Annotated in this window: 18 protein-coding genes and 1 pseudogene; 14 read left to right on the top strand and 5 right to left on the bottom strand. The window is 53.2% G+C overall.

Annotated elements, in window-relative coordinates; all coding sequences use genetic code 11:
* The first annotated feature begins 18 nt into the window (after positions 1–18).
* The 5 genes from ctaD to EIZ37_RS09090 all read left to right on the top strand — a co-directional run bounded on the left by ctaD (position 19) and on the right by EIZ37_RS09090 (position 4354).
* Complete coding sequence (gene ctaD / locus EIZ37_RS09110) at positions 19–1878, top strand: cytochrome c oxidase subunit I (protein ID WP_134684278.1); 1860 nt, start codon at positions 19–21, stop codon at positions 1876–1878.
* Positions 1878–2510 carry a cytochrome (ubi)quinol oxidase subunit III gene (locus EIZ37_RS09105; protein WP_134684277.1) on the top strand — a complete coding sequence of 211 codons (633 nt, stop codon included), beginning with the start codon at positions 1878–1880 and terminating at the stop codon, positions 2508–2510. The genes ctaD and EIZ37_RS09105 overlap by 1 nt, the downstream gene beginning before the upstream one ends.
* 3 nt (positions 2511–2513) lie before the next feature.
* Positions 2514–2828 carry a cytochrome C oxidase subunit IV family protein gene (locus EIZ37_RS09100; protein WP_134684276.1) on the top strand — a complete coding sequence of 105 codons (315 nt, stop codon included), beginning with the start codon at positions 2514–2516 and terminating at the stop codon, positions 2826–2828.
* Between the two features lie 180 nt (positions 2829–3008).
* Positions 3009–3878, top strand: coding sequence for a cytochrome c oxidase assembly protein (locus EIZ37_RS09095; protein ID WP_134684275.1), 870 nt, complete (start codon positions 3009–3011; stop codon positions 3876–3878).
* Between the two features lie 17 nt (positions 3879–3895).
* Positions 3896–4354 (top strand): DUF420 domain-containing protein, encoded by a 459-nt coding sequence (locus tag EIZ37_RS09090; RefSeq protein WP_134684274.1) that lies wholly within the window; start codon positions 3896–3898, stop codon positions 4352–4354.
* Between the two features lie 81 nt (positions 4355–4435).
* Here the strand turns inward: EIZ37_RS09090 and EIZ37_RS09085 are convergent, their stop codons facing one another.
* Positions 4436–5203 carry a sulfite exporter TauE/SafE family protein gene (locus EIZ37_RS09085; protein ID WP_134684273.1) on the bottom strand — a complete coding sequence of 256 codons (768 nt, stop codon included), beginning with the start codon at positions 5201–5203 and terminating at the stop codon, positions 4436–4438.
* A 408-nt stretch (positions 5204–5611) separates the two neighbouring features.
* Here EIZ37_RS09085 and cyoE point away from each other — a divergent pair, with 408 nt between their 5' ends.
* The 7 genes from cyoE (at position 5612) to EIZ37_RS09050 (ending at position 21084) form a co-directional block, all read left to right on the top strand.
* Positions 5612–6538: a heme o synthase gene (gene cyoE / locus EIZ37_RS09080; protein WP_134684272.1), complete on the top strand. Its 927-nt coding sequence runs from the start codon at positions 5612–5614 to the stop codon at positions 6536–6538.
* Between the two features lie 174 nt (positions 6539–6712).
* Positions 6713–7636, top strand: a complete 924-nt coding sequence (locus EIZ37_RS09075) for a COX15/CtaA family protein (protein WP_134684271.1) — start codon at positions 6713–6715, stop codon at positions 7634–7636.
* Positions 7637–8368: 732 nt separating this feature from the next.
* A complete protein-coding gene (locus EIZ37_RS09070; RefSeq protein ID WP_134684270.1) occupies positions 8369–9628 on the top strand; it encodes an exonuclease SbcCD subunit D in 1260 nt (419 codons plus the stop codon).
* Positions 9625–13284 carry an AAA family ATPase gene (locus EIZ37_RS09065; RefSeq protein WP_134684269.1) on the top strand — a complete coding sequence of 1220 codons (3660 nt, stop codon included), beginning with the start codon at positions 9625–9627 and terminating at the stop codon, positions 13282–13284. The genes EIZ37_RS09070 and EIZ37_RS09065 overlap by 4 nt, the downstream gene beginning before the upstream one ends.
* A gap of 18 nt (positions 13285–13302) precedes the next feature.
* The gene (gene addB, locus EIZ37_RS09060) at positions 13303–16779 is read left to right on the top strand and encodes a helicase-exonuclease AddAB subunit AddB (RefSeq protein WP_134684268.1); all 3477 of its coding nucleotides are present in this window, start codon (positions 13303–13305) and stop codon (positions 16777–16779) included.
* Positions 16754–20584, top strand: a complete 3831-nt coding sequence (addA, locus tag EIZ37_RS09055) for a helicase-exonuclease AddAB subunit AddA (RefSeq protein ID WP_134684267.1) — start codon at positions 16754–16756, stop codon at positions 20582–20584. The genes addB and addA overlap by 26 nt, the downstream gene beginning before the upstream one ends.
* A gap of 206 nt (positions 20585–20790) precedes the next feature.
* Positions 20791–21084 (top strand): DUF5316 domain-containing protein, encoded by a 294-nt coding sequence (locus EIZ37_RS09050; RefSeq protein WP_134684266.1) that lies wholly within the window; start codon positions 20791–20793, stop codon positions 21082–21084.
* Positions 21085–21094: 10 nt separating this feature from the next.
* On the opposite strand, the gene EIZ37_RS09045 is transcribed toward EIZ37_RS09050, so the two are convergent.
* Both EIZ37_RS09045 and EIZ37_RS26720 read right to left on the bottom strand, forming a co-directional pair.
* Positions 21095–21325 (bottom strand): hypothetical protein, encoded by a 231-nt coding sequence (locus tag EIZ37_RS09045; RefSeq protein ID WP_134684265.1) that lies wholly within the window; start codon positions 21323–21325, stop codon positions 21095–21097.
* Between the two features lie 304 nt (positions 21326–21629).
* Positions 21630–21722, bottom strand: a pseudogene (locus EIZ37_RS26720) (B-box zinc finger protein); the annotation flags it as partial.
* A gap of 28 nt (positions 21723–21750) precedes the next feature.
* On the opposite strand from EIZ37_RS26720, the gene EIZ37_RS09035 reads away from it, so the two are divergent.
* Complete coding sequence (locus tag EIZ37_RS09035; protein ID WP_134684264.1) at positions 21751–23163, top strand: amino acid permease; 1413 nt, start codon at positions 21751–21753, stop codon at positions 23161–23163.
* Positions 23164–23184: 21 nt separating this feature from the next.
* Here EIZ37_RS09035 and EIZ37_RS09030 read toward each other — a convergent pair whose 3' ends face one another.
* Entirely contained in the window at positions 23185–24399 is a 1215-nt protein-coding gene (locus EIZ37_RS09030) for an MDR family MFS transporter (protein ID WP_134684263.1), read from the bottom strand.
* Positions 24400–24602: 203 nt separating this feature from the next.
* Between EIZ37_RS09030 and EIZ37_RS09025 the strand changes: the two genes are divergently transcribed.
* On the top strand, positions 24603–25529 hold the full coding sequence (locus tag EIZ37_RS09025) for a winged helix-turn-helix domain-containing protein (RefSeq protein WP_134684262.1): 927 nt from the start codon (positions 24603–24605) through the stop codon (positions 25527–25529).
* Between the two features lie 91 nt (positions 25530–25620).
* Here EIZ37_RS09025 and EIZ37_RS09020 read toward each other — a convergent pair whose 3' ends face one another.
* Positions 25621–26109, bottom strand: coding sequence for an immunoglobulin-like domain-containing protein (locus tag EIZ37_RS09020; protein ID WP_134684261.1), 489 nt, complete (start codon positions 26107–26109; stop codon positions 25621–25623).
* Between the last annotated feature and the right edge of the window lie 2 nt (positions 26110–26111).

Genomic DNA, 26111 nt, shown 5'->3' with positions numbered 1-26111 from the left:
TACTAAGGAGGTAAAACCGTGTCTGATCATACATCACACGCACCAAACCGATCGGGCTTATGGGACTGGTTAACCACCGTCGACCATAAGAAGATCGGGATCCTGTACCTTATTGCCGGCGGATTCTTCTTCATTCTGGGTGGGGTAGAGGCGATGCTGATCCGTCTGCAGCTGATCTATCCAGAAGCGAAATTCGTTGCCGCGGGTACATTTAACGAATTGATTACGATGCACGGTACGACCATGATCTTCCTTGCGGTCATGCCGGTCATCTTCGGTTTGATGAACGCGATTGTTCCGTTGCAAATCGGGGCGCGCGACGTAGCGTTCCCGTTTGTGAATGCTCTTGGTTTCTGGCTTGCTGCCCTCGGCGGACTTTTGCTCAATACGAGCTGGTTCCTGGGCGGAGCACCTGACGTAGGTTGGACCGCATATGCGACACTTTCCTCCAACCACAAATTCAGTACGTTGGGTACGGACTTCTATGTATTGGGTCTGCAGATCGCAGGTCTTGGTACATTGATCGGGGGGATTAACTTCCTCGTAACGATCATCAACATGCGTGCCCCAGGTATGACATTCATGCGCATGCCGCTGTTTACCTGGTCTTCTTTCGTAACATCTGCTTTGATCCTGTTTGCGTTCCCGGCACTGACTGTCGGTCTCGTATTCCTGATGTTTGACCGTATTTTCGGCGCGAACTTCTTCAATCCGGATGCGGGTGGTAACATCGTCATCTGGGAGCACATCTTCTGGATCTTCGGTCACCCAGAGGTATACATCTTGATCTTGCCAGCATTCGGTATCATCTCTGAAGTGGTAAGTACTTTCTCCAAGAAACGTCTGTTTGGTTACAGCTCCATGGTGTTTGCAACCATCCTGATCGGATTCTTGGGCTTCATGGTGTGGGCTCACCACATGTTCACAACTGGCTTGGGTCCAATTGCCAATACATTGTTCGGGATTGCGACCATGTTGATCGCGGTTCCTACCGGTATCAAAATCTTTAACTGGCTGCTTACCTTGTGGGGAGGTCACATTCGTTTCACGACCGCCAACCTGTTCGCAGTCGGCTTCATTCCTACCTTTACCATCGGTGGTATGACCGGGGTTATGCTTGCGGTGCCGCCAGCGGACTATCAATACCATGACAGCTACTTCGTCGTTGCTCACTTCCACTACGTAATCGTAGGGGGTCTGGTGTTCGGTCTGTTTGCAGGTCTGTACTACTGGTGGCCAAAAATGTTCGGGAAGCTCCTGAACGAAACGCTTGGTAAATGGCATTTCTGGACATTCTTTATCGGTTTCCATTTGACGTTCTTCCCGCAGCACTTCTTGGGTCTGATGGGTATGCCACGCCGCGTGTTCACTTATCTGCCAGGACAAAACCTGGAGATGGGGAACCTGATCAGTTCGATTGGTGTAATTGGAATGGCGCTTGGTTCGATCATTTTTGCAATCAACATGGTGGTCGCAGCGAAAAGCAAAAAAGCTGCTGGCAACGACCCATGGGATGCACGCACACTGGAATGGGCGATTCCTTCGCCAGCACCAGAGTACAACTTTGCGCAAACTCCGCTTGTTCGTGGTCTTGACGCATTGTGGACAGAAAAAATGGCAGGCAATAAAGGCATGACGCCGGCAGAACCGCTCGGATCGATCCACATGCCATCTCCATCGTTCTTGCCGTTCTTGATGTCGCTTGGATTGTTTGTCGCAGGTTATGGATTTATTTACGCTGGACAATGGGGTACTTATATCGTGGCGATCGCAGGTATCGCGTTCACATTGCTCTGCATGCTGCTGCGCTCCCTGTATGACGACCATGGCTATCATATTGAACCAGATGAGATCGAAGAAAAGGGGGTTAAAGCGTAATGGCTGCAGATCACGCTGTTAACACGGTTCTTCCTGATGAACCGGAAAAAGCCACCCTGGAAGGAAAGAACAAGGTACTTGGCTTCTGGCTCTTCCTTGGTGGGGAGACCGTTCTCTTCGGTACATTGTTTGCGACTTTCATCGCATTGCGCGATCAAGTGAACGGTGGTCCATCCGCACAAGAATTGTTTGATATGAAAATCGTTGCTTGGGCAACCTTCCTCCTGCTGACAAGCAGCTTGACCAGCGTTTTTGCAACGATGGCGCTGCATAAGCATAACCTGAAGGCCGTTCAAGGATGGTTGGTCATTACTGTATTGCTCGGACTTGGCTTCTTGGGTCTGGAGATTTACGAGTTCTATCACTATGTACATGAAGAGCTTGGCATGACCACCAGTGCTTTCAGCTCCTCCTTCTATACGCTGGTAGGCTTCCACGGCGGCCACGTGGCGTTCGGGATTTGCTGGATCACCGGGCTCATCATTCAATCGATGAAAAAAGGATTGACCGTTGTAACCGCTCCGAAGTTTTACGTAGCAGGTCTCTACTGGCACTTTATCGACGTTGTGTGGGTATTCATCTTTACCGTCGTATACCTGATGGGTATGATCGGCGGAAAGGCGGTGGCGTAAACGATGGCACAGGTTTCGAATGACGCAATGGAACGTAAGCCAAAGATCAAGAAAGATGGAGTCAAACCTCATATCGTCACATTCATTGCTTCGATCATCTTGACGATCATTGCATTTATGGCAACGGCTTATGAAGTGATCCCAGCTGGCTTTACCGTGCCGTTCATTATCATCTTGGCGATTGTGCAAGCTGCATTCCAGCTTCTGGTGTGGATGCACATGGATCAAAAAGGTCATGAATTCGCACGTGTAGGGATTGTGACGGGTTCCGCAGTTGTATTAGTAACAATCATTGCATTTGTGACTACCCTCTGGTAGGACAGCATAGAGAAAAGGGAGCAATTAATCTTTGCTCCCTTTTTCTATGCACATCGGTTCAATGTTTGCTAAATTGTTAGAACTGGCTTTTCTTGTCTTTTGGATTTTGTGGTATGTTTCTATATAATATAGCTCAGTGCAGTACGATCATCTCTTTCTTGCAAAGAGGAGGTATGTAAAATGAATCCGCATCAAGGGCATACAACTGGGAATACGTTTTTTGATATGTGGAACCCCGATGTGTTGCTAGTGACTATACTCGTTGGGGCGATCTATCTGGCTATCATTGGTCCGTGGCAAAAGCGATTTGCTGATGCAACACCCGTTAGCAGCAAAAAGAAAGCCGCGTTTTTAACCGGTTTGGCCTTGTTTTATTTGGCACAGGGCAGTCCGGTCAATTACTACGGGCACCATTATTTCTTCAGCTTGCACATGGTGCAGCAGTCTTTTCTATACTTGATCGTTCCGCCGCTTCTGCTGGTAGGGATGCCGGAGTGGCTGCTTACGCGGATTTTTCCAATCGGCTGGCGTAGAAAGGTCTTGAACTTTTTCACCAATCCCCTTTTGGGGGCTTTAGGATTCAACGTGTTGTTCTCGTTCTATCACGTACCGTTCATTTTTGAAGAGGTTTCTCTGTACCCGGCATGGATGTCGCTATACCATGCTGTGCTGTTTGTGGCTGCTTTTATGATGTGGTGGCCGATCGTCAGTCCGATTTCCGAGAAGCAAACACAGCTGTCTGACCTCAAAAAGGTCGCTTATATTTTTGCGAACAGTGTGCTGATCACACCAGCTTGTGCCTTGATTATATTTTCGGACAGCCAACTGTATGAAAGCTACAGACTCGCTCCTGAGCTGATTGCCGGCCATTCAGCGTTTGAAGATCAGCGGCTGGGCGGGGTTCTGATGAAGTTGATACAAGAAGGCGTTTACAGCTCGATCCTTGGATATACCTTCTTCCGCTGGTATAAAAGAGAAAGAGCGAAAGACGAGATTGAATTCGCCGATATCCTTGCAGCGAAAGCGGAGGAAAGCAAAAGCAGAGTGTAGATTGGGTGGGGGTTTGCATGATTACCATTTTGCCAACGTTTAGTACGTCTTTTATAGCCTTGAGTGCGATTTTTGTGGCGGTGGGCTGGTATTACATCCGAAAAGGAAATCGTGAGGCTCATAAGAAGTGGATGACCATTGGCGGTGTTTTCGCCACACTATTCTTCATCACGTATGTGTCCCGAACGGCTTTTGTCGGAAATACACATTTCGGCGGGCCGGAGGATGTGAAGGTTTTTTATCAGATCTTCTTGATTTTCCATATCATCTTGGCTACCGTAGCGGCTGTGATGGGCATCATCACCTTTTATCGCGCCTATAAAAACCAGATTGCGCAGCATAAGCGGATTGGCCCGTGGACAGCAAGCATTTGGTTTGCAACGGCGATCACAGGCGTGACCGTGTACACGCTGTTGTACGTGATCTATCCGGGCGGGGCGACAGACAGTGTCATCAAGGTGATTTTCGGTTGGTAAAAAGACAGTGTATCAGGGGAACAACAAAGACCGCATGGTTGGATCATACAACTCGTGCGGTCTTTTTCATGCCGGACCATATCAGATTAATTTGATGCCTGTGAAGAGGATGATGGTCGATATGAGGAAGCGGAGGAACAGGGTAGGCACACGGGTTGAAAGGATACTGCCCACAAATACTCCAGGAATGGAACCGAAGAGCAGCTGCAACACGACTGTGTAATCGACATGCCCGAAGCCCATGTGAGCGACTCCGGCTGCGGTGACCAGTAAAAAGGCATGGGCAATGTCCGTACCGACGATTTCTTTGCCACTCAGGTTGAAAAAATACATCAAAGCGAGTGCAAATAGAGAGCCGCTCCCGATAGAGGTCAGCCCGACAATGAAGCCGAGCACGGCCCCGATGGCGATTGTTTGTTTCCGCTTTTGCTTCAACGACATTTGCTGCCACCGATTGGGGCGTGGATCCCTGCGATCGCGCATCGTTTTGATCAGCATGGCGATCGGAATCAGAATGAGGGCTACGCCCAATACCTTTTGGATAAACTGGTCGGCATTTCCAAACAGCGTGTCAATCCAATGAATGACATGGACGGCGACGACTGCACTGGGCACACTGCCAACCGCGAACCAAAATACAATTTGCCAATTGACGGTGCGTTGGCGCCAATGCTGCAGGGTTCCGAAAATTTTCGTGATGGAATTATATACCAGATCAGTGCCTACTGCAATGGTAGGTTGGATACCCAGCATGATTAAGAGCGGGGTCAAAAGAGCTGCGCCACCGACACCTGTCAGCCCAACGAGAAATCCAACGAATAAACCAATCACGGTTAAATGAAAGTCCATATTTTCCCATCCCGTCTTTATTTGGATCATATCCGCTTCTGTCCTGCCAAACTAATACACACTATGGGATAGTTGGGTGGATGGTGCGATCGTGGGCTGAAAATAGGCAAAGATCTATAAAAGCCAAGACTTGTGGAGATAGTAGGTGAGGAGCCCAAAAAGCGGAAGATGGCGGGCTTGAAGCATTCGTAGCGTCAACAGATTGTCAAGATTACGTGGTCCATTCGTATGTAACTTTTGATACACTACTGTTAGCTACTGAGAGGCCATTTTCGATTTAGCAATCTTCCTCAGTTGACTGTCTTTACAGCCATTGGCTAAAATGAGAGCTAGACTGAAAACCTGCAGCTTCTGATCAGGGCAGGTAAGTGACTTGGCGTATTTTTCGCCCGTTAGGAGGGTAAGAAGTTGGATCAGCAAGTAACCTATGATGAGTCCGTAGGCACGGATTCCTCTGTGCAAATAGAACCTGCTACTGCAGCGACTTGGCGTGATTATCTGGAATTAACCAAACCGGGTATCACCGTTTCCAATTTAATGACGGCCTTTGTCGGTCTTTGGCTGGCATCCAAAGGCTCTCCCGATCTCGGAGTCCTGATTTTCACCATGTTGGGAACGGCCTTGTTCATCATGTCGGGGGCTGCGCTTAACAATTACTATGATCGCGACCTCGATCAAAAGATGAAAAGAACGAAGAACCGCGGTGTTGCCTCCGGAAAGATTTCTCCGAGAAATGCGCTGTTGTTGGGGATCGCCTTGCTTTTGCTTGGCTTGGTCGTGCTGGGGGTATTGGTTCATCCACTCGCAGCGGTATGGGGATTGATCGGCCATATTTTTTACGTCCTGATCTATACACCGCTCAAGCGCGTAACAACGCTGAACACAGTCGTTGGCGGCATTTCGGGTGCTGCGCCTCCGGTCATTGGCTGGGTGGCGGTAACCCACAGCATGGATATGGGCGCCTGGATGCTATTCCTGGTACTTTTCCTCTGGCAATCGCCGCACTTCCTGGCGTTGGCGATGATGAAAGTAGAGGATTATCGTGAGGGCGGTCTGCCGATGCTGCCGGTTGTCAAAGGATTTTACGAGACCAAACGCCAAATGTTTTTCTGGGGCGCTGCTCTGTTTCCTGCCTCCCTGCTGCTGTATGCCTATTCTGAGGCGGGCTTGCTCTATCTGATCGTGACGAGTGTGCTTGGATTGATTTATTTGGTGCTGCTGCTCCAAGGCTTCAAGACGCAGGATGATCTTGCTTGGGCGAAAAAGCTGTTTGGCTATTCGCTTGTTTACCTGATGGCATTCTGTGGCGCCATCTTCATCAGCGTGCTGCTATAAAGCATAGGACGCGCGTTTCTCGAATAATGAGATGTGGGTCGTCTACGAATAGGAAACATCTCTTGTTCGCAAGGGATGTTTCTCTATTTGGCGGATAAGGGCAATGTTTTGGCAGAGCAGCCTGAATGTGAGGATAGAGGAAGCGGCGTTCGTTAGGGGAAAAGAGGGACAGATATGGATAAATCGCTGCGTTGGCTGGCGATCTTTGCGACTATTCTCATGTTTATCGTGATGGTGGCTGGGTCGCTTGTGACCAAAACGGAATCAGCATTAGGGTGCGGCAACGATTGGCCGCTCTGTAACGGAAAATGGGTTCCTGAATATACGTTGGAGTCGCTGATCGAGTACAGCCACCGTTTTACGACAGGGATCGCCGGCATTGTGGTAGTGATCTTTTCGATTGCGGCCTGGCGTCGTTTCCGCGACAATCGAGAGGTAAAAAGCCTTGCGATTTTCGGGATGTTATTCATCGTAGTGGAGTCGCTTTTAGGCGCTTCTGCGGTCATGTGGCCACAGTCGTCGCCGGTGTTGGCCTTGCATTTTGGTTTTTCCTTGCTCGCCTTCACTGGGGTGCTGCTTTTGACGATCTTTGTCTTGCAGCGGCATAAGGGGAATGCATTCGTCAAAGAATCGGTTTCATCCGGGTTTCGCAAGTACGTCTGGGCGGTAACGATCTACGCTTATGGCGTCGTCTATCTCGGGGCCTATGTCAGACACACAGGCTCGAGCATGGGCTGTGGAGTGGATTGGCCGCTTTGCAAAGGACAGCTGATTCCGGAGCTGAGTGGACAGGCAGGCATTCATTTTGCCCATCGCGTAGGCGCCGCATTGTTGTTCTTCCTTGTCTGGGGTATCGCTTTGTATGCGATGAACCGTTACCGGGAAAGCCGCCGGGATGTGTACGTGGCGAGCATGATTTCCGCAGTGCTGATCACGATACAGATCATCAGCGGAGCATTGGTCGTATATTTCAAACTGCACTTATATGCAACGATTTTCCATTCCATGGTGATTACCTGCCTGTTTGGCGTCATGTCTTATATCTGTTTGCAGGTGTTGAAAAGTCCGAAGGTGCCGTTTCGGCATGGGAAGGAATAGGTTGATGTGAACTGTCTTTCAGAGCTTTTTGTCTGGAGGGCGGTTTTTTTCTTTCCGGGGCTGCGGTTGGAGAGCATGTCTCGCCTCTCCGCTTCATTCTACGCCCCGCTGTGGGTGGAGACTGGCCGCTCCGCAACATATCGCGGGGGTGTGCAAAAAGTGGTTTCGCTTCGCAGCTTAGCCGGGTTTGCACCCCTTTGCCCGCGATATGCCGCTCCGCTTGGTCGGGCTCCGCAGGCGCTCCGCTGCGAGACATGCTCTCCGGCGTAGCAGAAGCCTGTTAAAAGAAAAATCCTTAAATGCCTTAAGATTTTAAAGCTGTACAGACAATATCCAATCCCTTCATGCATGAAATAGGCTGTCATTTCATCCTCTCCTTTTATTACGATACGGGGGACGATAACCGCCTCATGAGGAAGGGAAGAACGGGACGGGCGGAGTTTTTGCCACACCGACCAAGGTGGAGCTTGCAAAAACGGTACACGCTTGTCGCGCAACCTCGACGTTGAAAAGGCTTCCTGAAACTTTTGCGCGACGTACCGTTTTTGCGAGCGGAACCGGACAGTCCACACTTCCTTGCGGGGGTGGCAACTTCGCAGCCCCGCCCGTTCTTCCCTTCCCCGACCACTACCGCTCGAAACACATTTTCCAGTGAATAAGCCGCGCAGACACCCATTATCTTTTGATACAATGAAAAGAAGGCAAACAAATGATCGTTAGAGGTGAAAGTGGATGCGCATTTTACATACCGCAGACTGGCATTTTGGTAGGGCGTTGGAAGGACGGGACCGCCGTTTGGAGCAGACGGCGTTTATCGACGAACTGTGCCAGATTGTCGAGGAAAAGGAAATCGACCTAGTATTGATCGCAGGGGACGTCTATGATTCGGTCAATCCGCCGGCGTGGGCAGAAGAGCTCTTTTATGATGCATTGGAACGGCTGGCTGCGGAAGGGAAACGGGGAGTGGTCGTCATCGCCGGAAACCATGACCAGCCAGAGCGGGTTCGTGCGGCTGCTCCGCTGGCCTACAAGCATGGGATCGTCCTGCTTGGCCTGCCCAAAGAAACCCCGTTTGTCAGTACAGCTGGAAGGAATGACACCGAGCGAGTACGGATAATCGAAGCGGGTCCTTCCTGGTTGGAGCTTGCTTTGCCGGGCATCGATCATCATGCGGTTATCCTTGCATTGCCCTATCCATCGGAATCTCGGCTGAAAGAATTGATCAGCGAGTCTTTTACCCAAGAAGAGATGCAGCAGGCCTACTCGGAACGGATCGGCAAGCTGTTGGGCGAATATGCCCAGAAATTCCGGGAGGATACAGTGAATCTCGTAACCAGCCATCTCTTTGTCATGGGCGGGATGGAGACGGAGTCCGAGCGTCCGATCCAAATCGGCGGAGCGTTGACCGTATCGCCGTCAGCCTTTCCGAAAAATGCGCACTATGTGGCATTGGGGCATCTTCATCGCCTGCAAAAACTGAGTGGCACTCCGTTGATTCGCTACAGCGGATCACCTTTGGCATACAGCTTTTCCGAAGCAGGACAGAGCAAGGCAGTCGTCATCGTCGAGGCGATACCAGGGCAGCCGGTGCAGGAGGAAATCGTCTATTTGAAAAGCGGGCGGCCTCTTGCGCGATGGAAGGCTACGGAGGGGATTGCCCAGGTAGAGCAGTGGCTCGCAGAAGGCCGCGACGCAGGGAGCTGGATTGATCTGGAGCTGCACGTGCGGGAAGCGATCGATCCGGCAGAATTTCAACGTTTACGCAAACTGAGCGATGATTTTGTAAAAATACAGCGAGTGCTTGTGCACGATGGAAAAAAGGAAGAGGCTGAGCAACCGGAGACGAAAAAAGAGGAGCTGCGACCGGATCAGCTGTTCCGCCGCTTTTTTGAACGGAAACGCGGTGTATCGCCGGACGAAAAGGTAGTTGCGCTATTCGAACGGCTGATGGCGCAGGTACAGGACCGGGAAGAGAGAGGTGAGCGGGAATGAGACCCATCCAACTGAAACTGTCTGGTTTGCACAGCTATCGGGAGCTGCAGGTCATTGATTTCGAAAAACTGTGTGAAGCAGGACTGTTTGGGATATTTGGTCCGACGGGCAGCGGAAAATCGACGATCCTGGATGCCATTACGCTGGCTTTATACGGACAGGTCGTTCGCCAAGGCGGCAAGTCTCACCCGCAAGAAGCGCTGAACCAGCTGGAGCAGCGTCTCTTCGTGTCGTTTACCTTTGAGATCGGACAAGCAGAGGAGCGGCGACGTTTTGTCATTGAGCGTGAATTTGGGTTGGACAAAAAAGGGAACAAGCGTCAGCCGGAGGTCCGTCTGATCGAGTGCGCCCGGGATGAAGGAGAAGAGGACCGGGTCATCGAGTCGAAATCAACGGCCGTGACGCAAACGATTGAATCGCTGATCGGGCTGACTCTGCAGGACTTTACCCGAGCGGTCGTCTTGCCACAGGGGCAATTTGCCCGTTTCCTTACGTTGAAAAGCAGTGAGCGCAATGACATGCTGCAGCGAATGTTTCACCTCCATGAGTATGGGGAGAAGCTGAGCGAGCAGATCAGAGCCCAGTATGAACAAAACAAACAGGAGCGCCATCGCCTCGACATCGAGCTGGCAGCATTGGGCGACGTCGGACCGGAAGCATTGGAAGCGGCGCAGAAGGAATGGGAAACCGCGAGTGAGCTGGAGCAGGCGTACCGGGAACAGGCGCAAAATCTGGCGGAACAGAAGCGGGAAAAGGAGCAGGTGTATCAGTGGCAGCAGGAGCTATCCGTCATTTCTCAGCGTTTGCAAGCGTGGAAGGCGCAGAGTGATGAAATTGAGCTTCTTGCTAAGAAAGCCAAGGACATCGAAGCGAGCTTGCAGATCTGGCCGCAGCTGGAACGTGCCAGACAGCTGAAACAGGAGATGCTCACGCTACAGGACACGCTTGCACGCTATAAAACGGAACATGCGGCAGCGGCTCAAAATCAGCAGGAAGCGGAACGCCATTACCAAGTGGCAGCGGAAAGTCTGCGCAAGGAAGAACCCGCCCTCATCGAACAGAAAAGCAAGCTGGAGGAAGCGGTCGCCTGGGAGCAAGAGCTGGCTGCCCTGCAAAATGAACTGACAGCCGGTGAAGGAGAGCTCTTCAAGCTGCAGGCAGAGCTGGAGCAGCAGGCTGCCCGGATTATAAAGGATGAATCCACCTTGGCTGGACTTCAGGAAGAGCTGAAGCGGCTGGAGGAGCAGCTGCTGGCGGCCACAGTCAGTCCCGAGCGGCGTCAATTCCTCCAAGACCTGAGAGACCGGAAACTGGCATGGGAACAGGAGCGCAGAAAGTATCGCGAACTGTCCGAGGAATACGCCAGCACGGAAACACAAACTCAAGCAATGAAGCAGCAAGTCACTGCGCTCCATGCGGCCCTGCTGGACGCGGTAAAGCTGCGTGAAGAGGTACAGCAGCAGCTGTCTGCACTAGAGGCAGCTCCTGCAATCGATGAGCAGGAAATCGAGAAAACGCGTGACACATTGACCCAAGTCATTGCGCTGGGGAAAGAATGGCGGGAAAAACTGCAGCTGCAAGCGGATTGGCAGCGGCGCTGGGATCAGGGAGAATCGGAATGGCAAGCGGCAGAAGCAGCGATCCGAGCAGCAGAAGCACAGCGGGAGGCAGTGGATAAGGAGCACATCCAGAGCAAGCTAGAGCTCGAGGAAGTCCGCAAAGCATGGCTCGATTGGCAGCGCGCGCACATGGCTCGGAGCCTGCGTGCAACGCTCGTGCCTGGGGAGCCTTGCTCGGTTTGCGGCTCGACCCACCATCCATACCGGGAACATGATCGGGACGACCTCTTGCTGCAGGGAGAGGCGGACAGCCGGCAGTGGGAAAGCCGGATTGCCCGTGCGGAAGAGAAGGTGCGAGAGACCGAGCAGCTGCGTGCTAACGCAATGGAACAAGAGCAGCGAAGCAAGGTAGAATTCGCCGCGCTGCAGCAGCGAAAAGCTTCCCTTTCAGAGGAGGGTACGAGCATCCAAACACGCATTACCCAGTTAATCGCAGAAAGTGCTGCGCTGGGTGAGCCATGGAAGGTTGCCGGGATTGATCAGCTATTGCAGCGGTATAAGGAAGTCGAAGAGACGCTGCGTCATCAGATGCAGGAGAGGGAACGCAGAAAAGGCCAGATCGAAGAATTCCGGCTGCGTCTGCAAACCGTTCGCGAACAGGAAGTGACACAGCAGCTTGCCTATGAAAAGCAAGCGACCATGCTCCAGCAGAGCGAGGAAAAACGAGAGCAGCTTCAGGGGCGAGTTAAAATAGCGGAAGAGGCATATCAGCGCCTGGAAGCTGATTTGCGCCAACGCTCGCATGAGCATGAGGTGCCATTGGAGCAGATCGATGCCGAGTTTGCTAGACTGCAGGAGCAGGATCAGCAACGAGACAGACTCCAAGCAGAGCGCAATCAGCGCGAGGAGCAGCGAAAACAGCTGCAAGCGGCTCTTGATGCTGCCAAACAGCAGCAGGGTGAAGTCGCCGTCCGGGAAGCAGCCCTGCGTGAGCGCATCCGCGAACGAAAACTGCTCTGGGAGGAAAAGCAGAAACGTTGGCAGGAACGGACCCAAGGAGAGCCGGCAGCATCACGCTTGCAGGATGCTTCGCTCCGCTTACAGGCACTGCGAAGCGGCATAGAGCAGGCAGAGTCCACCCGTCAACAAGCCGGTAAGCTGCTTCAAGAGGTGCAGGAGCGTTTATTGAAAACCGAGGAGGCAGTAGCCCAGCGGAGCAGGCAGCAGAGCGAGGCGGATACAGAGCTGTCCCTTTTGCTGCGTAAGCACGGGTTTGAAGATCCGCAGCACATCGATCAGCTGTATGCGCAGCGCGAACAGCTGCCGGGCTATCAGTCACGCATCCAGGAATACCATACGACAGTGGACCGGTTGACCTATGAAGCCCAGCGTCTGATGGACAAGCTGGATGGACGCTCGATTACCGAGGAAGAATGGCTGGCGATGAAACAGGGCTGGGAGGAGCTGGATCAGCTATTCCAGACGGCCAAGGAGAGCGTGGCGATCGCGCGACAAGCGGTCACCCGGATCATGGAAAACCACGAGAAATGGCAAGCCTTGCAGGCCCAATTACAGGATGTAGCGGATGAGCAGAGCCGATTGGAGGAGCTGCGAAAGCTGTTCGAAGGAAAGGCGTTTGTTCAGTTCATTGCAGAGGAGCGACTGGCCGCAATCGCACGCGATGCTTCCTATCATTTGAAGCGGATGACGAAAAATCGCTATGCGCTGGAGCTTGGCGACGACGGAGAATTTGTCCTGCGCGATGAAGGGACGGGCGGAATCAGGCGGCCGGTGAGCACATTGTCCGGTGGAGAGACCTTCCTCACCTCGCTGGCGCTGGCACTGGCTCTGTCTGTAGAAATTCAAATGCGCGGCGGACGGCTAGAGTTCTTTTTCCTGGATGAAGGCTTTGGAACGCTGGATCCGGAGCTGCTGGAGGTCGTCATGGATGCACTGGAACGGCTGCGCATGGATCATTTTACGATCGGTCTGATCAGCCACGTTCCCGAACTGCGCAATCGGATGCCGCGCCGTTTGGTGATTACCCCGGCAGAGCCGCTGGGGGCAGGCAGCCGGATCGAGCTGGAAATGGAGTAACGCGGGAGGATTTGACATATGGGGATTCAATTTATCCTTGGTCGGGCAGGATCGGGGAAGACCACGACAATGACAACACAGCTGCAGGAACGGCTGCAAACGAATCCGGCAGGCAGACCCTTGATTCTGATTGTGCCGGAGCAGGCGACCTTTCAAGCAGAATATACATTAGCGACGCTTCCCGGCTTGCAAGGGGTGATTGGCTCGCAAGTCCTCAGCTTTGGCCGCCTGGCGTTTCGCCTACTGCAGGAAATGGGCGGGGCGACTCTTTTGCCGATTGATGACTTGGGCAAGCAGATGGTCCTGCGGATGCTGCTGGAAAGATACCGTGACCAGCTAACATTATTCCATCGATCCGCCCAGCAGCCAGGATTCGTCGGGAAGCTGGCGCGCATGGTGAGCGAGTGCAAAGCATTCGGGATCTCAACGGAAGAGCTGGACGAGGCAGCGTGGGGCAGCGGGACCCTTACGCAAAAGCTGCATGATTTGCGTGTCATCATGGGGGCCTATGATGCTTATCTGGAAGGCAAATATTATGACACAGACGAGATGCTGTCACGTGTGGCTGCAAAGGCAGCGGATTCGGAATATATAAGGGATGCGGAGATCTGGATCGATGGCTTTACCGGCTTTACGGCACAGGAGTATCTCATGGTCGAGCAGCTGATGCGCCACGCCCGGCAGGTGACGATCGCACTCTCGCTCGATCCGGATGAGAGAGACATGGAAGCGGATGAATTGGCGCTTTTTCATCCGACAATCACGACGTATCAGCGGATCAGCCGCATGGCTCGGGAAGCGGGTGTCTCGATCGATGATCCCATCCTGCTGACGGAGCAGCGCCGCTTTGCCCAGAGTCCAAGTCTGAGCCACCTGGAGCGGCATCTCTTTCATTGGCGAAAACCGGCAGCCAGTCCGGCTCCCGCACGCGAAAACGAGGTCATGCTGATCGCAGCAGCCAATCGCCGTGCAGAGGTGGAGGCTGTCGCTTTGCAAATCCTCTCCTTGGCGCGGGACCACCACTACCGCTGGCGAGACATGGCCATTTTGCTGCGGGATATCCTGCCCTATGCGGACGAGATCGAAAGCGTGTTTCAAGAATACAAGATTCCCCATTTCCTGGACCAAAAGCGTACCGTCATGCATCACCCGGTCATTGAGCTGATCCGCTCCGCTTTGGAAGTTGTCACGGGAAAATGGCGGTATGAGTCGGTTGTGCGCTGCTTGAAGACCGATTTGATCATGCCTGAGCAGCTGAGTCTGTATGAGGTCCGTTCGCAAATCGATTTGTTGGAGAACTACGTGCTCGCCTATGGCATCTTTGGCTCGCATTGGGCGGATAAGGAGCCATGGGGCTTTCATGGACAAAAGCAAGGCTATGAGCAGATCGATGAGATTCGCCGCAGGTTTGCCCAGCCTCTCCTGGCTCTGGATGCAGAGCTGCAAAGGGCGAAGGAGATGGATGTACGAGCGATCACCACAGCGCTCTATCAGTTCCTTTTGACGGTGCAAGTACCAGACCAGCTTGAGAAGTGGCAGGATCAGGCGGAGGAAGCCGGAGAGCTTGATGCCGCTCAAGAGCATGGTCAGGTCTGGAATGGCGTGATGCAACTGTTCGATCAAATGGTTGAAGCGATGGGGGATGAACGTCTGGATCTGGAGACATACGTCCGCATCCTCGACAGTGGCTTGGAAAGCATCACACTCGGGCTGGTTCCGCCCGCGTTGGATCAGGTGCTCGTCGGTCAGATGGAACGCTCGCGGCAGCCGGATGTCAAAGCACTCTTCATCCTTGGGGTGAATGAAGGCATGATTCCGATGCGGCATGTAGAGGACGGCATTCTGGATGAAGCCGAACGGGAACGGCTAACCGCGGCAGGGTACGAGCTGGCTCCAAGTGCCAAGCAGCTGCTGATGGCCGAGCAATTTTTGCTCTATCAAGCGATTACCCGGCCTTCCGAGCGGTTGTGGCTGAGCGCTTCCCTGGCAGATTCGGAAGGGAAAGCGCTGCTTCCTTCCGCGATCATGGAGCGAGTGAAGGAAACGCTGCCGGGAACATCGATCCGATTTTTTGCCAATGAACCGACAGGAGACGCGGCGGAAGACCAGTTTTTGCTGGGACGGCCCTCCCAGGTTTTTGGGCATTTGCTGACCTTGCTGCGCCAGGTAAAGCGCGGTGGGACGCTGTCACCTTTCTGGTGGGAAGTGTACGAATGGTTTGTCCGGCATTCGGCGGATGTATCGCGTGAACGCTGGCTGCTGTCCGGTCTGCGCTATGCCAACCGGGTCACCCCTTTGCCGCAGCAGACGAGCCATGCCCTGTATGGCAAGAACCTGCGGATGAGCGTATCGCGGCTGGAGCGTTTTCAGACGTGTCCGTTTTCCCACTTTTCCTCGCATGGTCTGCGTCTTACGGAGCGGGAGATGTACCGGCTGGAGCGCTTTGATGTGGGAGAGCTGTTCCACGAGTCCTTGAAGCGTGTCGTGGAAAAGATGAAGCTGGAGCGGCTGGAGTGGGCAGGCATCTCGGAAGAAGGCAGCATGAGGCTGGCTGGCGAGGTGGTGGACGAGGTCGTACCGATTACACGCAGCAACATCCTGCAGCGGACCGCACGCTACCGCTATCTGACGGGCAGGCTGAAACGCGCGGTTGGCCGAGCGATCTATGTGCTGGGCGAGCATGCCAAGCGCAGCAAATTTGTTCCGATCGGTCTGGAGGTGTCCTTCGGTCCAAATGGAGAGCTTCCCGGCCTGAGCATGTCGCTGGATAACGGGCTGCAGCTCCAATTGATCGGCCGGATCGACCGTGTGGATCAATCCATCGAGACAGAACAGCTCTATCTGCGCGTGATTGACTATAAATCGGGGCCGAAAAAGCTTGCCTTGGCCGATGTCTGGAACGGACTGAATCTCCAGCTGCTTGTCTATCTGGACGTAGTGCTTACCAATGCCGATGCATGGCTGGGGCGCAAAGCAGAAATCGGCGGGGTCTTTTACTATCAAGTCGCTGATCCGGTAGTCACAGCAAAACGGCTTCTGACGGCGGACGAAGCAGCCAAGGAAAGAGCGGCCAAGCTGAAAATGAAGGGACTCATGCTGGCGGATACAGAGCTGGCCAGGCTGATGGACGGGGAAACGGAGTCGGGCAATTCCGAGCTGCTGCCGTATGGCCTGAAAAAAGACGGCAGCTTCACGGCGGCTTCATCGGTGGCGACAGCGGAGCAATTCCGTTCGCTGCAGGGCTTTGTGCGCAACACGGTAAAAGAGCTCACCACCCGCATGACCGATGGGGAGATCCGTGTAGCTCCGTATACACAGGGCACGTTTACCGCTTGCCAGATCTGCCCGTATAAGGCGGTCTGTCACTACGATCCGCTCTTGGAAGGAAATGAAGTGCGCCAACTAGGAAAATGGAAAGACAAAGACGTATGGACCATGCTGGCAGGAAACGGGGAAGGAGGAGAGCGTCATGACACAGCAAGCAGCGAAGCCTGAGCAATGGACGGATGAGCAGTGGCAAGCGATCATTCGCAAGGGAAACAATTTGCTCGTCGCAGCGGCGGCAGGATCAGGGAAAACATCGGTGCTGGTCGAGCGGATTATCCGGAAGGTGACGGATACCGCCGAGCCGATCGGAGTGGACGAGCTGCTGGTCTTAACCTTTACGAATGCGGCGGCTGCCGAAATGCGCCACCGGATTGGCGAAGCGCTGCGCAAAGCGATTGAGCAAGATCCGCAATCGGCTCATCTGCGCCGTCAATTGACACTGCTGCAGCGTGCGACGATCACGACCTTGCACTCCTTTTGCCTGGAGCTGCTTCGTCAATATTATTACATGGTCGATCTCGATCCGGACTTCCGCATTGCCGATCCGATGGAGACAGAGCTGCTCCGTCAGGATGTGTTGGAAGCAAAGCTGGAGGAATGGTACGAGCAGGATCCCGATTTTCAAGCTTTGGCGGATCGGATGGTGGATGGGCAGGATGATGCTGCACTGCAGAGCCTTCTGCTGCGGATTTACGATTTTTCGAGGAGTCATCCGCGGCCGTCTGCATGGCTCAGCGAGGTGGCGGCAGCTTTTGAAGTGGAGGAAACAACGCCTTTGGAAAGCCTGCCGTGGACTCGGAGTATCCTGCGGGCGATTCGCCTAGAGCTGCAAGCATTGACCTCGATGCTCACAAAAGCGATCGGATTTGCCTCCTCGCCGGAAGGACCCAATGCGTATGTGCCGGTGCTCGAAGTGGAGCAGCTGGCTGTACAGGCAGCTGCACAAGCGGCAGGACAAGGCTGGGAACCGCTGCGACTCGCATTGTCTGCCATCCAATTTCAACGGCTGCCTGCAGTCAAGGATGCCGACCCGCTCGTCAAAGAGCAGGTGCAGGGCTTGCGGGACAGTGTGAAAAAGCGACTGAAGGCATTGGAAGAAGAATATTTCAACACTGCCGCTGCGGAATATCTGCGGGATCTGGCAAATATGGCGCCGCATATGAAAACATTGGTGCGCCTGGTGGACGAGTATGAGGAAGCTTACCGAAAAGAGAAGCGGGCAAGATCTCTGGTCGATTTTGGCGATTTGGAGCATGTCGCCTTGCAGATTCTGATCCAGCGGGATGAGGATGGGACAACGCTGCCTTCCGAAGTGGCAAGCTCACTCAGGGCTCGCTTCGCCGAGGTGCTGGTCGATGAGTATCAGGATATCAACCTCGTGCAGGAGACGATTCTACAAATGGTGTCCCGGGATGGGAAAGAAGCTGCAGCCGCAAATCGCTTCATGGTGGGGGATGTGAAGCAGAGTATCTACCGTTTCCGTCTGGCGGAGCCGAATCTCTTCATGCAAAAGTATCAGGAGTACGAAACCGATCATGATGGGCCCGATGCCGCTCGTGCGGAAGGCTTGCGGATCGATCTGGCTGCCAACTTCCGCAGTCGCAGCGAGGTGGTGGATGCCGTCAACTATCTGTTCCGGCTGATCATGACACCGGGCATAGGCGAGCTTGCGTATGACCGTGCAGCAGAGCTGATTTGCCGTGCAAGCTATCCGGAGGTCGAGCCGGAGCGCTTGCAGGCAGAGGTTCATTTGATTGATCGGACTGCACCGGATGCGGAAGAAGGGGATGAAGGGGTCATCAGCACGGAGGAGCCCGAAGGTGTGATGGCAGATGCTGCGCAAACGCAGAACCTTGCAGAAGAGGCGAGCGTCGCTCAGCTGGAAGCGCGTCTCATCGCCCGGCGTATTCGGAAATGGATGGAGCCAGGAGAAGGGGAAAAACCGCTCCTCGTATTCGATAAAAAAGCGGGGGGCCTTCGCCCGGTCGCTTACCGTGATATGGTGATTCTGCTGCGTGCTACCGCAGGTTGGGGACAGGTCCTCCAGGAGGAGCTTCGTGCGGCCGGCATACCGGTATATGCGGAACAGAGCGGGGGCTACTTTGCAGCGCCAGAAGTGGATCTGATGCTTTCCCTGCTCAGGCTGATCGATAATCCGCTGCAGGATATTCCACTGGCTGCCGTCCTGCGTTCCCCGATCGGCAACCTGAAAGAAGAGGAGCTGGCACAGATTCGAATCGAGTGTCCTGGCGGTTCCTTTCACCAAGCGGTCGTACAGTATATGGAGAAGGACTCGCCAGATGAGGGGCTGCGCCGTAAGCTGAGGGGCTTTTATGCGCGGCTGAATCGCTGGCGCACCAAAGCCCGTCAAGGCTCGCTCGCCGCGTTGCTTTCCTTGATCTATCACGAGACAGGCTATATGGATTATGTGACCGGGATGGAAAACGGGCATCAGCGCCGGGCCAATTTGCGGATTCTCTACGATCGGGCCAAACAGTACGAAGCGGGCTCGTATCGCGGGCTGTTCCGGTTTCTGCGCTTTGTGGATCGCATGCAGCAGGCGGGCAATGATCTCGGCGAGGCACGTACGGTAAGCGAGAGTGAGGATGTCGTCCGGATCATGACCATCCACAAAAGCAAGGGCTTGGAGTTCCCGGTTGTGTTCGTAGCGGGATTAGGCAAGCAGTTCAATACGATGGATATCAAAAGCTCTTTCCTGCTGCACAAGGATCTCGGCTTCGGACCACAGGTTACAGATCCCGAGCTGCGCTTGCGTTACCCGAGTCTGGCGATGCTTGGCATTCGTCAGGAGCTGCGCAGGGAGCTGCTCGCTGAGGAAATGCGTGTCTTGTACGTCGCCCTTACTCGCGCCCGTGAAAAGCTGGTACTGGTCGGCTCCGCCAAGGATCTGGGCAAAAGCATTGTCCAGTGGGGGCATCAGCAGACAGATGGGGATACGCTAGCCGATGAGGATTTGCAGCAAGCCAAAGGCTTCCTGGACTGGATTGGCCGAGCTTTGCTGCGGCATCCATCTGCCAAACCGCTCCGCACGTATCCGATGGAGAAAGGGCAAGAGGCCCAGGCCATATCTTTGCCGCTCATCCAGGATCGATCACAATGGTCGTTTCACTTTTATCCGGCTGCAGAGCTTACGGGACAGACGGAGATGGAAAGAAGCGAAATGGCGTTCTGGGAGCAGCTGGTCAATCGGGAGCTGGTCGCGGACCGTCCGAGAGATGCAGCCATGCAGCAGGTGATTGAACGTGCGCTGGGCTGGGAGGATCCTCATCAGATTGCGGCTACCACCGCAGCCAAATGGAGTGTCAGCGACCTGAAGCAGCGGCATTCGATGGACAGCGGGATGCCTTATCGCTTGCCGCGTATACATCAGAAGCCGCACTTCCTTTCCAACGGGAATGGCCCTTCCAAACGCTTTACAGCTGCGGAGCTGGGGACGATCATGCATACGGTCATGCAGCATCTGGATCTTTCCCGCTCTTTGGATGAAGCGGATATTCGCCAGCAGATCAACAAGCTGGTAGATCGGCAATATTTGACCCAGGAGCAGGCAGATGCCGTGCAAGCAGGCCAGATTGCCGCTTTCTTTGCTTCCGAGCTAGGGCAGCGGATGAAGCTTGCGCCTGCCGTCTACCGTGAGCTTCCTTTCACGCTGGCGATTCCGGCAGCAGAAATTCGCACCGAGCTGTCTGCTTACCCTGATGAGAAAATCATCGTCCAAGGCGTGATTGACTGTATGTTTGCGGAAGCAGACGGCAGGTTGGTCCTGTTGGACTTCAAAACCGATGGCATCGCAGCCGAACCTACGCCAGAGGCGATCGAGCAGCTTCGGGAGCGATACGGGGAACAGCTGCGCTATTACAAGCGGGCAGTTGAAGAAATCTGGAAACAGGAAGTGGCGGAAAGCTACTTATACTTGTTTGCAGGCGGCTTCTCCATATCGTTTCCCGCTTAGTTGACATCATCTGGAGGAATATGGTCATCTTTTGGCCTCGATTGGCATATGTTGATGGGCGGGTATGCTCATCGGTGTATCAGGAGAGTCTGGGAACTGGGATATATGGCTGGGCGAAAACCTCATCAAAGATAGGTAGGAATACCCGTAACCAACATTCGCCCTAATCGTAATAGAGGAAAGCGAAAGAATGTAGGAGTGGGAGCATGAGATCCTTATTGGTGGGGATCGGTTTATTGTGTGCGGGAGGACTCATCTCGGGGTGGAAAGAAGACGAACGGTTTCTCCTCCTTTATGCGACCTTTACGGGAGGAGGACTATGGCTGCTGAGCGCCATCCTGTCGGGTTCGATGCTAAGTGGAGACCGCATCAGGGCTAATTATGCTGCAGAAGAAGAAGAGGATCGTCACCACCGCCATTTGTGGATGGTCCGGTTCTTCCTGGCAGGTGTTCCTTGTGCGATTACGGCTGTTATCCTGTTGATCGAGCTTCATCGATGATGAAAGTCTGTCATGATGGTGACAGGCTTTTTTCATTTTGGCTAAAAAGTGGCTGCGGTGGGGTGAGCATGTCTCGAAACTCCGCTTCATTCTCCACCCGGCTGTGGGTCATGACTGTTCGCTCCGCAGCAAAACGCGGGGGTGTGCAAAAAGTGGTCAACGCTTTGAAGCGCAGCCAAGTTTGCACCCCTTTTTCCCGCGATTTACTGCTGCGCTGGGTCGGGTTCCGCAGGCGCTCCATTTCGAAACATGCTCTCCAGCGTAGCAGAAGCTTTTGTATAGGAATAAATTTGAATGCAGCTCTTCGGAGCATCAAAATGATTATGTGTACTTTCAAAAGGGGCTTCAACAGCCGCGTGAGGAAGGGAAGAACGGGAAGGACGGAGTCTTTGTCACACCTGCTCAGGTGGAGCTTTCAAAACGGGACATGTTTGTCGCGCAACCTCTACGTTTGAATACGCTTCTTCGTAACTTTTGGCGACGTACCGTTTTTGAAAGCGGAACCGGACAGTATAGACTCTCTTGCGGGTGTGGCAAGAACGCAGTCACGCTCGTTCTTCCCTTCCCCCACCACCATGTTTGCCCAAACGAAAACACTGCCAGCAAATAATAACAGAACAAACAAGACAAAATAGAGAAAGACGCGATCATTGGAGGTCTTTCTATATGGATCTATTTCGTAAAAAATCAATCGAGCAAATGATCGGACAGACCAAAGAAAAGGAAAACGGATTGCGAAAGGCGCTGGGTGGATTTGATCTGACCATGCTGGGGATTGGAGCCATCATCGGCACAGGCGTGTTTGTGTTGACTGGTGTGGTAGCGGCCACGCATGCGGGTCCGGCTTTGATTCTCTCTTTTGTTCTCGCGGGCCTGGCCTGTGTCTTCGCGGCGCTGTGCTATGCGGAATTCGCATCGATGGTGCCGGTATCCGGGAGTGCCTATACCTACAGCTACGCGACATTCGGCGAGTTTCTCGCGTGGATGCTGGGCTGGGATCTGATACTGGAGTATGGACTCGCCGTATCGGCAGTCGCCAGTGGCTGGTCGGGTTATTTTCAGGGGCTGCTTGCCGGTCTGGGGATTACGCTGCCAGTGGGGATAAGCGCTGCATTCAATGCGGAAAAGGGATCAGTCATCGACTTGCCTGCCGTTGTCATCATTTTTTTGATCGCCTTCTTGCTGATGCAAGGCGTAAAGGAATCTACCCGCGTCAACAATGTCATGGTGATTATCAAAGTGGCGGTTGTCCTGCTTTTCCTGATCGTCGGTGTGAGCTATGTGAAACCAGCGAACTGGACGCCCTTCATGCCATTTGGGTTTGGCGGGGTGGCGACAGGTGCGGCGATGGTGTTTTTCGCCTTTATCGGCTTTGACGCGGTATCGACTGCGGCGGAAGAAGTGAGGGACCCGCAAAAAAACATGCCTGTTGGAATCATAGCTTCCCTCGCGATCTGTACGGTGTTGTATATTGCCGTCTCCTTGGTGCTGACGGGGATTGTGCCTTATCAGGAGCTGAACGTGAAAAATCCGGTCGCCTTTGCGCTCAATTATGTCAATCAGGATTGGGTGGCAGGCTTTATTTCACTGGGCGCGATTACCGGGATGACTACGGTGCTGTTGGTCATGCTGTATGGACAGACACGGCTCTTTTTCGCCATTAGCCGGGATGGTCTGTTGCCCCCCATTTTTTCCCGCATTCATCCTGAAAAACAAAATCCGACCCAAAGCACGCTGATCGTTGCCGCGTTGACCGCCATTTTCGCTGGATTCATTCCACTAGGGAAGCTGGCCGAACTGACAAACATCGGGACGCTGTTTGCCTTCATCGTGGTTTCCATCGGGGTCATCTATTTGCGGAAAACAAAGCCTGAGCTGAAACGCGTGTTTCGCGTGCCGATGGTTCCGTTATTGCCGATCTTGGCCGTATTGTTCTGCGGATATCTGCTTATCAGCTTGCCGGCGAATACATTTATCAGCTTTGTCGTCTGGATCGTGATTGGCGCGATTGTCTATTTTACCTACGGGAGACATCACAGCCATTTGGCGAAAAAAGGCGAGGGGCAGAAGGAAAATTGACCACCAAAAAAGCCACACATTCTACACAGGATGTGTGGCTTTGCCATGAGCGGAGGGCCTGCCCAGGCATTTCAGGAAAAAATACATACTGATCAAGCTCAGCGAAGCCAAAGCGAGGTACATCACGGTTCCACCATACCGATCAAGGAGAAATCCGCCAAAGACGGGGCCGATAAAGGCGCCAAAGAACGTTATGTTTTGCGCTCCAAAATAAGCGCCTTTGTGTGCGGCGGGAGCAATCTCGTCGAGGATCGTGCTCTGAAGCGGTGCAACAATCGCCTCTGCCAAGCTAAAGATCACCATCGCGCCATACAGCAGCAAAGCCGTAGGGGAAACGCCAAACCCGACCAGCCCGCCAGCAATGAGGAGCGTCCCAGCTTTGATCAAGTAGCTGGAATGCTTCTTGGCAGTGAACGATGCCAGGGGGAGCTGGAAGACGACGATAAACAAAGCATTGATCGCCAAGAGAATGCTGAAGACCGCAGTGCCATTCACAAACGTTTTGGCTAGATGCTGCGACAGTAGGGTGGTGAACTGTCCCAAACCCGTCATGAGCAAAATCCCGCCGGTCACGTACAGACGCAGGTTGGCATCCCTCATAATCATTGTGCATACTTGTCCGAAGCTCATCCGTACGGGATCTACGAATGAATGTAGCGATTGTTCAGGACGGAGCGTAACCGCAAGCAGGAAGCCATATAGGAGAAAAATGACAGCGGCAATTAGAAATGGCGTCGTCGTAGCCGCAACATCCAAGGCAACGGCAAGGAGAGGCCCGATCGCCCAGCCCACATTCAAGGTAAAATTTAAGAAGGAGAAGGCCGTGCTGCGCTCCTGCTTTTGCGAAAGCTCAGCGATCACAGTCCGCGAAACCGTTTGAAATACAGCGTTGCTACATCCCGCCAAAAGGACGAGCAGAGATAAAGGGAGAACCTGGTCAACGATGGCATAGCCGCAATAAATCACGCCTGTAAAGAGCAATGAGAGGATGAGCAATGGTTTGTGGCCAAAACGATCGGACAGCACTCCTCCGATAAATCCTCCGACAATTCCGGCGATTGACCCTAAACCGATGATCGTGCCGATCAGGGTTGCAGACAACCCCAGCTGCTTGGAGAGATAAATCGCCAGAAAAGGCGTGGTCATGGAAACGCCGATGAATAACAGAATATTACCGACTAGCAGAAGCTTGATCGTCGGATGCAGGTGGACAAACGTACGAAACACATCACGCATAACGGGATGCTCCTTTTGTATTTTAAAATAGTTTCACGAAATGAGTACAATATTTTTGTTTCACAATTATCAAACGATGATAATGGATTATAATCATGAATCAGCCTTGGTTGTCAACTACTTTCAAACGACTTATACTAACAGCAAGGGTAAGATGTAACGGTGGATCAGTCTGGAAGAAGTGACGCTTAGGGGGAAAAACATTGACCTTTTCGATAAAAATCAGCGCTTCGCCTGTACATGAGCTGGTGTTCAGCTTTTGCCTGTTTATGAAGCCGCTCGCTGACAAAATGAAAAAAGAGCTGGATATCGGCTCTGGCTGGTACGATGACCGGCAAAGGCAATTTCCGCATATGGTGGAAGACGAAGGGCATGGCTCGGTCCAGTATGAATATGCGACGCTCCTGGCCTGGCTGTATCCCGATCAGAACCATATCGAAGGATTCCTCGGATGGTTTTCGGCTTTGACCGCAGGCGACATTTATTTGTTAACCGAGCCATATATGAATGACAAGTTTACGCTGCCAAAGGACTTGTCCAGGCTCCATGCAAAGGCAGCAGGTTATTTGCAGGAATGGCATCAGCATTATTTTCACAGCTTGATGGGGTATTATGAGTCGCAGGTCAACGCCGATGTTCAGAAGCGGATAGAGGCGTATGAAGAGGGGAAAGACAGTGAGGCCTATTTGGAGGCCGTCACAGGCGGCTTGGTGATGGAACCGGGGCTGGGGATCAAGGAGGTCAAGCTCTTTCCCACAATCCACCTTAGTCCGTTTTTTACCAGTCAGGTATATGGCGAGCTTGCCATCGCCTGCTATCCGTTAAATGTGTGGAAATCGCCGGAGGAACAGGAGACAGCGCTGCTCGTGAATATGGGCAAAGCGTTGGCGGATGAGCGGCGGATCCACATCCTGCGGTATTTGGCGGATGGGAAAAAATCGTTCGGAGACATTGCTTCCATGCTGGGGACGACAAAAGGGACCATTCACCATCATCTGCTTTTTCTCAAAGCAGCCCGGATGGTGCGGCTCTATGAAACCGGGGACCGGAACAGCTACGGCTACTATGAAACCCGGCCGATTATTGCGGATAAGCTGCACGCTTTGTTGTCCCGGAGTACTCGGGTGTAACCGAAAAGAGGGGTTGCTTGAGAACATATTTCGAAACATGCTCTCAAGCAGCGGCCGCTTTTGGAAGCAGGATCGAGGAAGTGAAAAAGGACTAAGGCGCACCCGGAATCGTAAAGGGAGCGGCGAGGATCATCTCCTTTCCGTCTAAATACAACTGTTTGACGATCCTGTATTCGCCTTGAGCGAGGCTGTATGGAAACATGTCATTGCGAATGGTGTCTTGATGGGAATCTCCCGGAGCAAGATGAAGAGCGATCTCCACAAAAGCCAGATTCTCCTTGAAGGGGACCTCATACCAGACTCCATTTTCCTTTTTCTCCAGTGTAAATGCGACTCCAAAAATCAACGTTCCGGGACCTTCATTGTTGATCGTGAGCAATGCTTGATCAAACGTAGAGGAACCGCTCGGCAGATCCATGTGCATCTCGGCATGGATCTCTTTGTTTTTCAACTGGCTTGGAAGCTCACCATGGCGCGATTGCTTGGGTAACGCCTGATTTGTATCAACTGCTTCCTGTGAGCAGCCCATCAGGAAGAGCGCAGCAAGCACAGTGATCAGTAGAATTTTCAGCGCATGCATCG

It is taken from the genome of Brevibacillus migulae (assembly GCF_004521915.1).
Taxonomy (GTDB): Bacteria; Bacillota; Bacilli; order Brevibacillales; family Brevibacillaceae; genus Brevibacillus_F; species Brevibacillus_F migulae.
Note: the sequence above shows the minus strand (reverse complement) of the source record. Positions and strands in the feature narration are given on the sequence as shown.

Coding starts and splice junctions, on each gene's coding strand:
- EIZ37_RS09075 (WP_134684271.1), top strand. CDS start 6,713: ATGGATAAATCGCTGCGTTGGCTGGCGATCTTTGCGACTATTCTCATG.
- EIZ37_RS09105 (WP_134684277.1), top strand. CDS start 1,878: ATGGCTGCAGATCACGCTGTTAACACGGTTCTTCCTGATGAACCGGAA.
- EIZ37_RS09035 (WP_134684264.1), top strand. CDS start 21,751: ATGGATCTATTTCGTAAAAAATCAATCGAGCAAATGATCGGACAGACC.
- EIZ37_RS09100 (WP_134684276.1), top strand. CDS start 2,514: ATGGCACAGGTTTCGAATGACGCAATGGAACGTAAGCCAAAGATCAAG.
- addA (WP_134684267.1), top strand. CDS start 16,754: ATGACACAGCAAGCAGCGAAGCCTGAGCAATGGACGGATGAGCAGTGG.
- addB (WP_134684268.1), top strand. CDS start 13,303: ATGGGGATTCAATTTATCCTTGGTCGGGCAGGATCGGGGAAGACCACG.
- EIZ37_RS09070 (WP_134684270.1), top strand. CDS start 8,369: ATGCGCATTTTACATACCGCAGACTGGCATTTTGGTAGGGCGTTGGAA.
- EIZ37_RS09065 (WP_134684269.1), top strand. CDS start 9,625: ATGAGACCCATCCAACTGAAACTGTCTGGTTTGCACAGCTATCGGGAG.
- EIZ37_RS09020 (WP_134684261.1), bottom strand. CDS start 26,109: ATGCATGCGCTGAAAATTCTACTGATCACTGTGCTTGCTGCGCTCTTC.
- EIZ37_RS09045 (WP_134684265.1), bottom strand. CDS start 21,325: ATGGAGCGCCTGCGGAACCCGACCCAGCGCAGCAGTAAATCGCGGGAA.
- EIZ37_RS09090 (WP_134684274.1), top strand. CDS start 3,896: ATGATTACCATTTTGCCAACGTTTAGTACGTCTTTTATAGCCTTGAGT.
- EIZ37_RS09085 (WP_134684273.1), bottom strand. CDS start 5,203: ATGGACTTTCATTTAACCGTGATTGGTTTATTCGTTGGATTTCTCGTT.
- EIZ37_RS09030 (WP_134684263.1), bottom strand. CDS start 24,399: ATGCGTGATGTGTTTCGTACGTTTGTCCACCTGCATCCGACGATCAAG.
- EIZ37_RS09050 (WP_134684266.1), top strand. CDS start 20,791: ATGAGATCCTTATTGGTGGGGATCGGTTTATTGTGTGCGGGAGGACTC.
- EIZ37_RS09095 (WP_134684275.1), top strand. CDS start 3,009: ATGAATCCGCATCAAGGGCATACAACTGGGAATACGTTTTTTGATATG.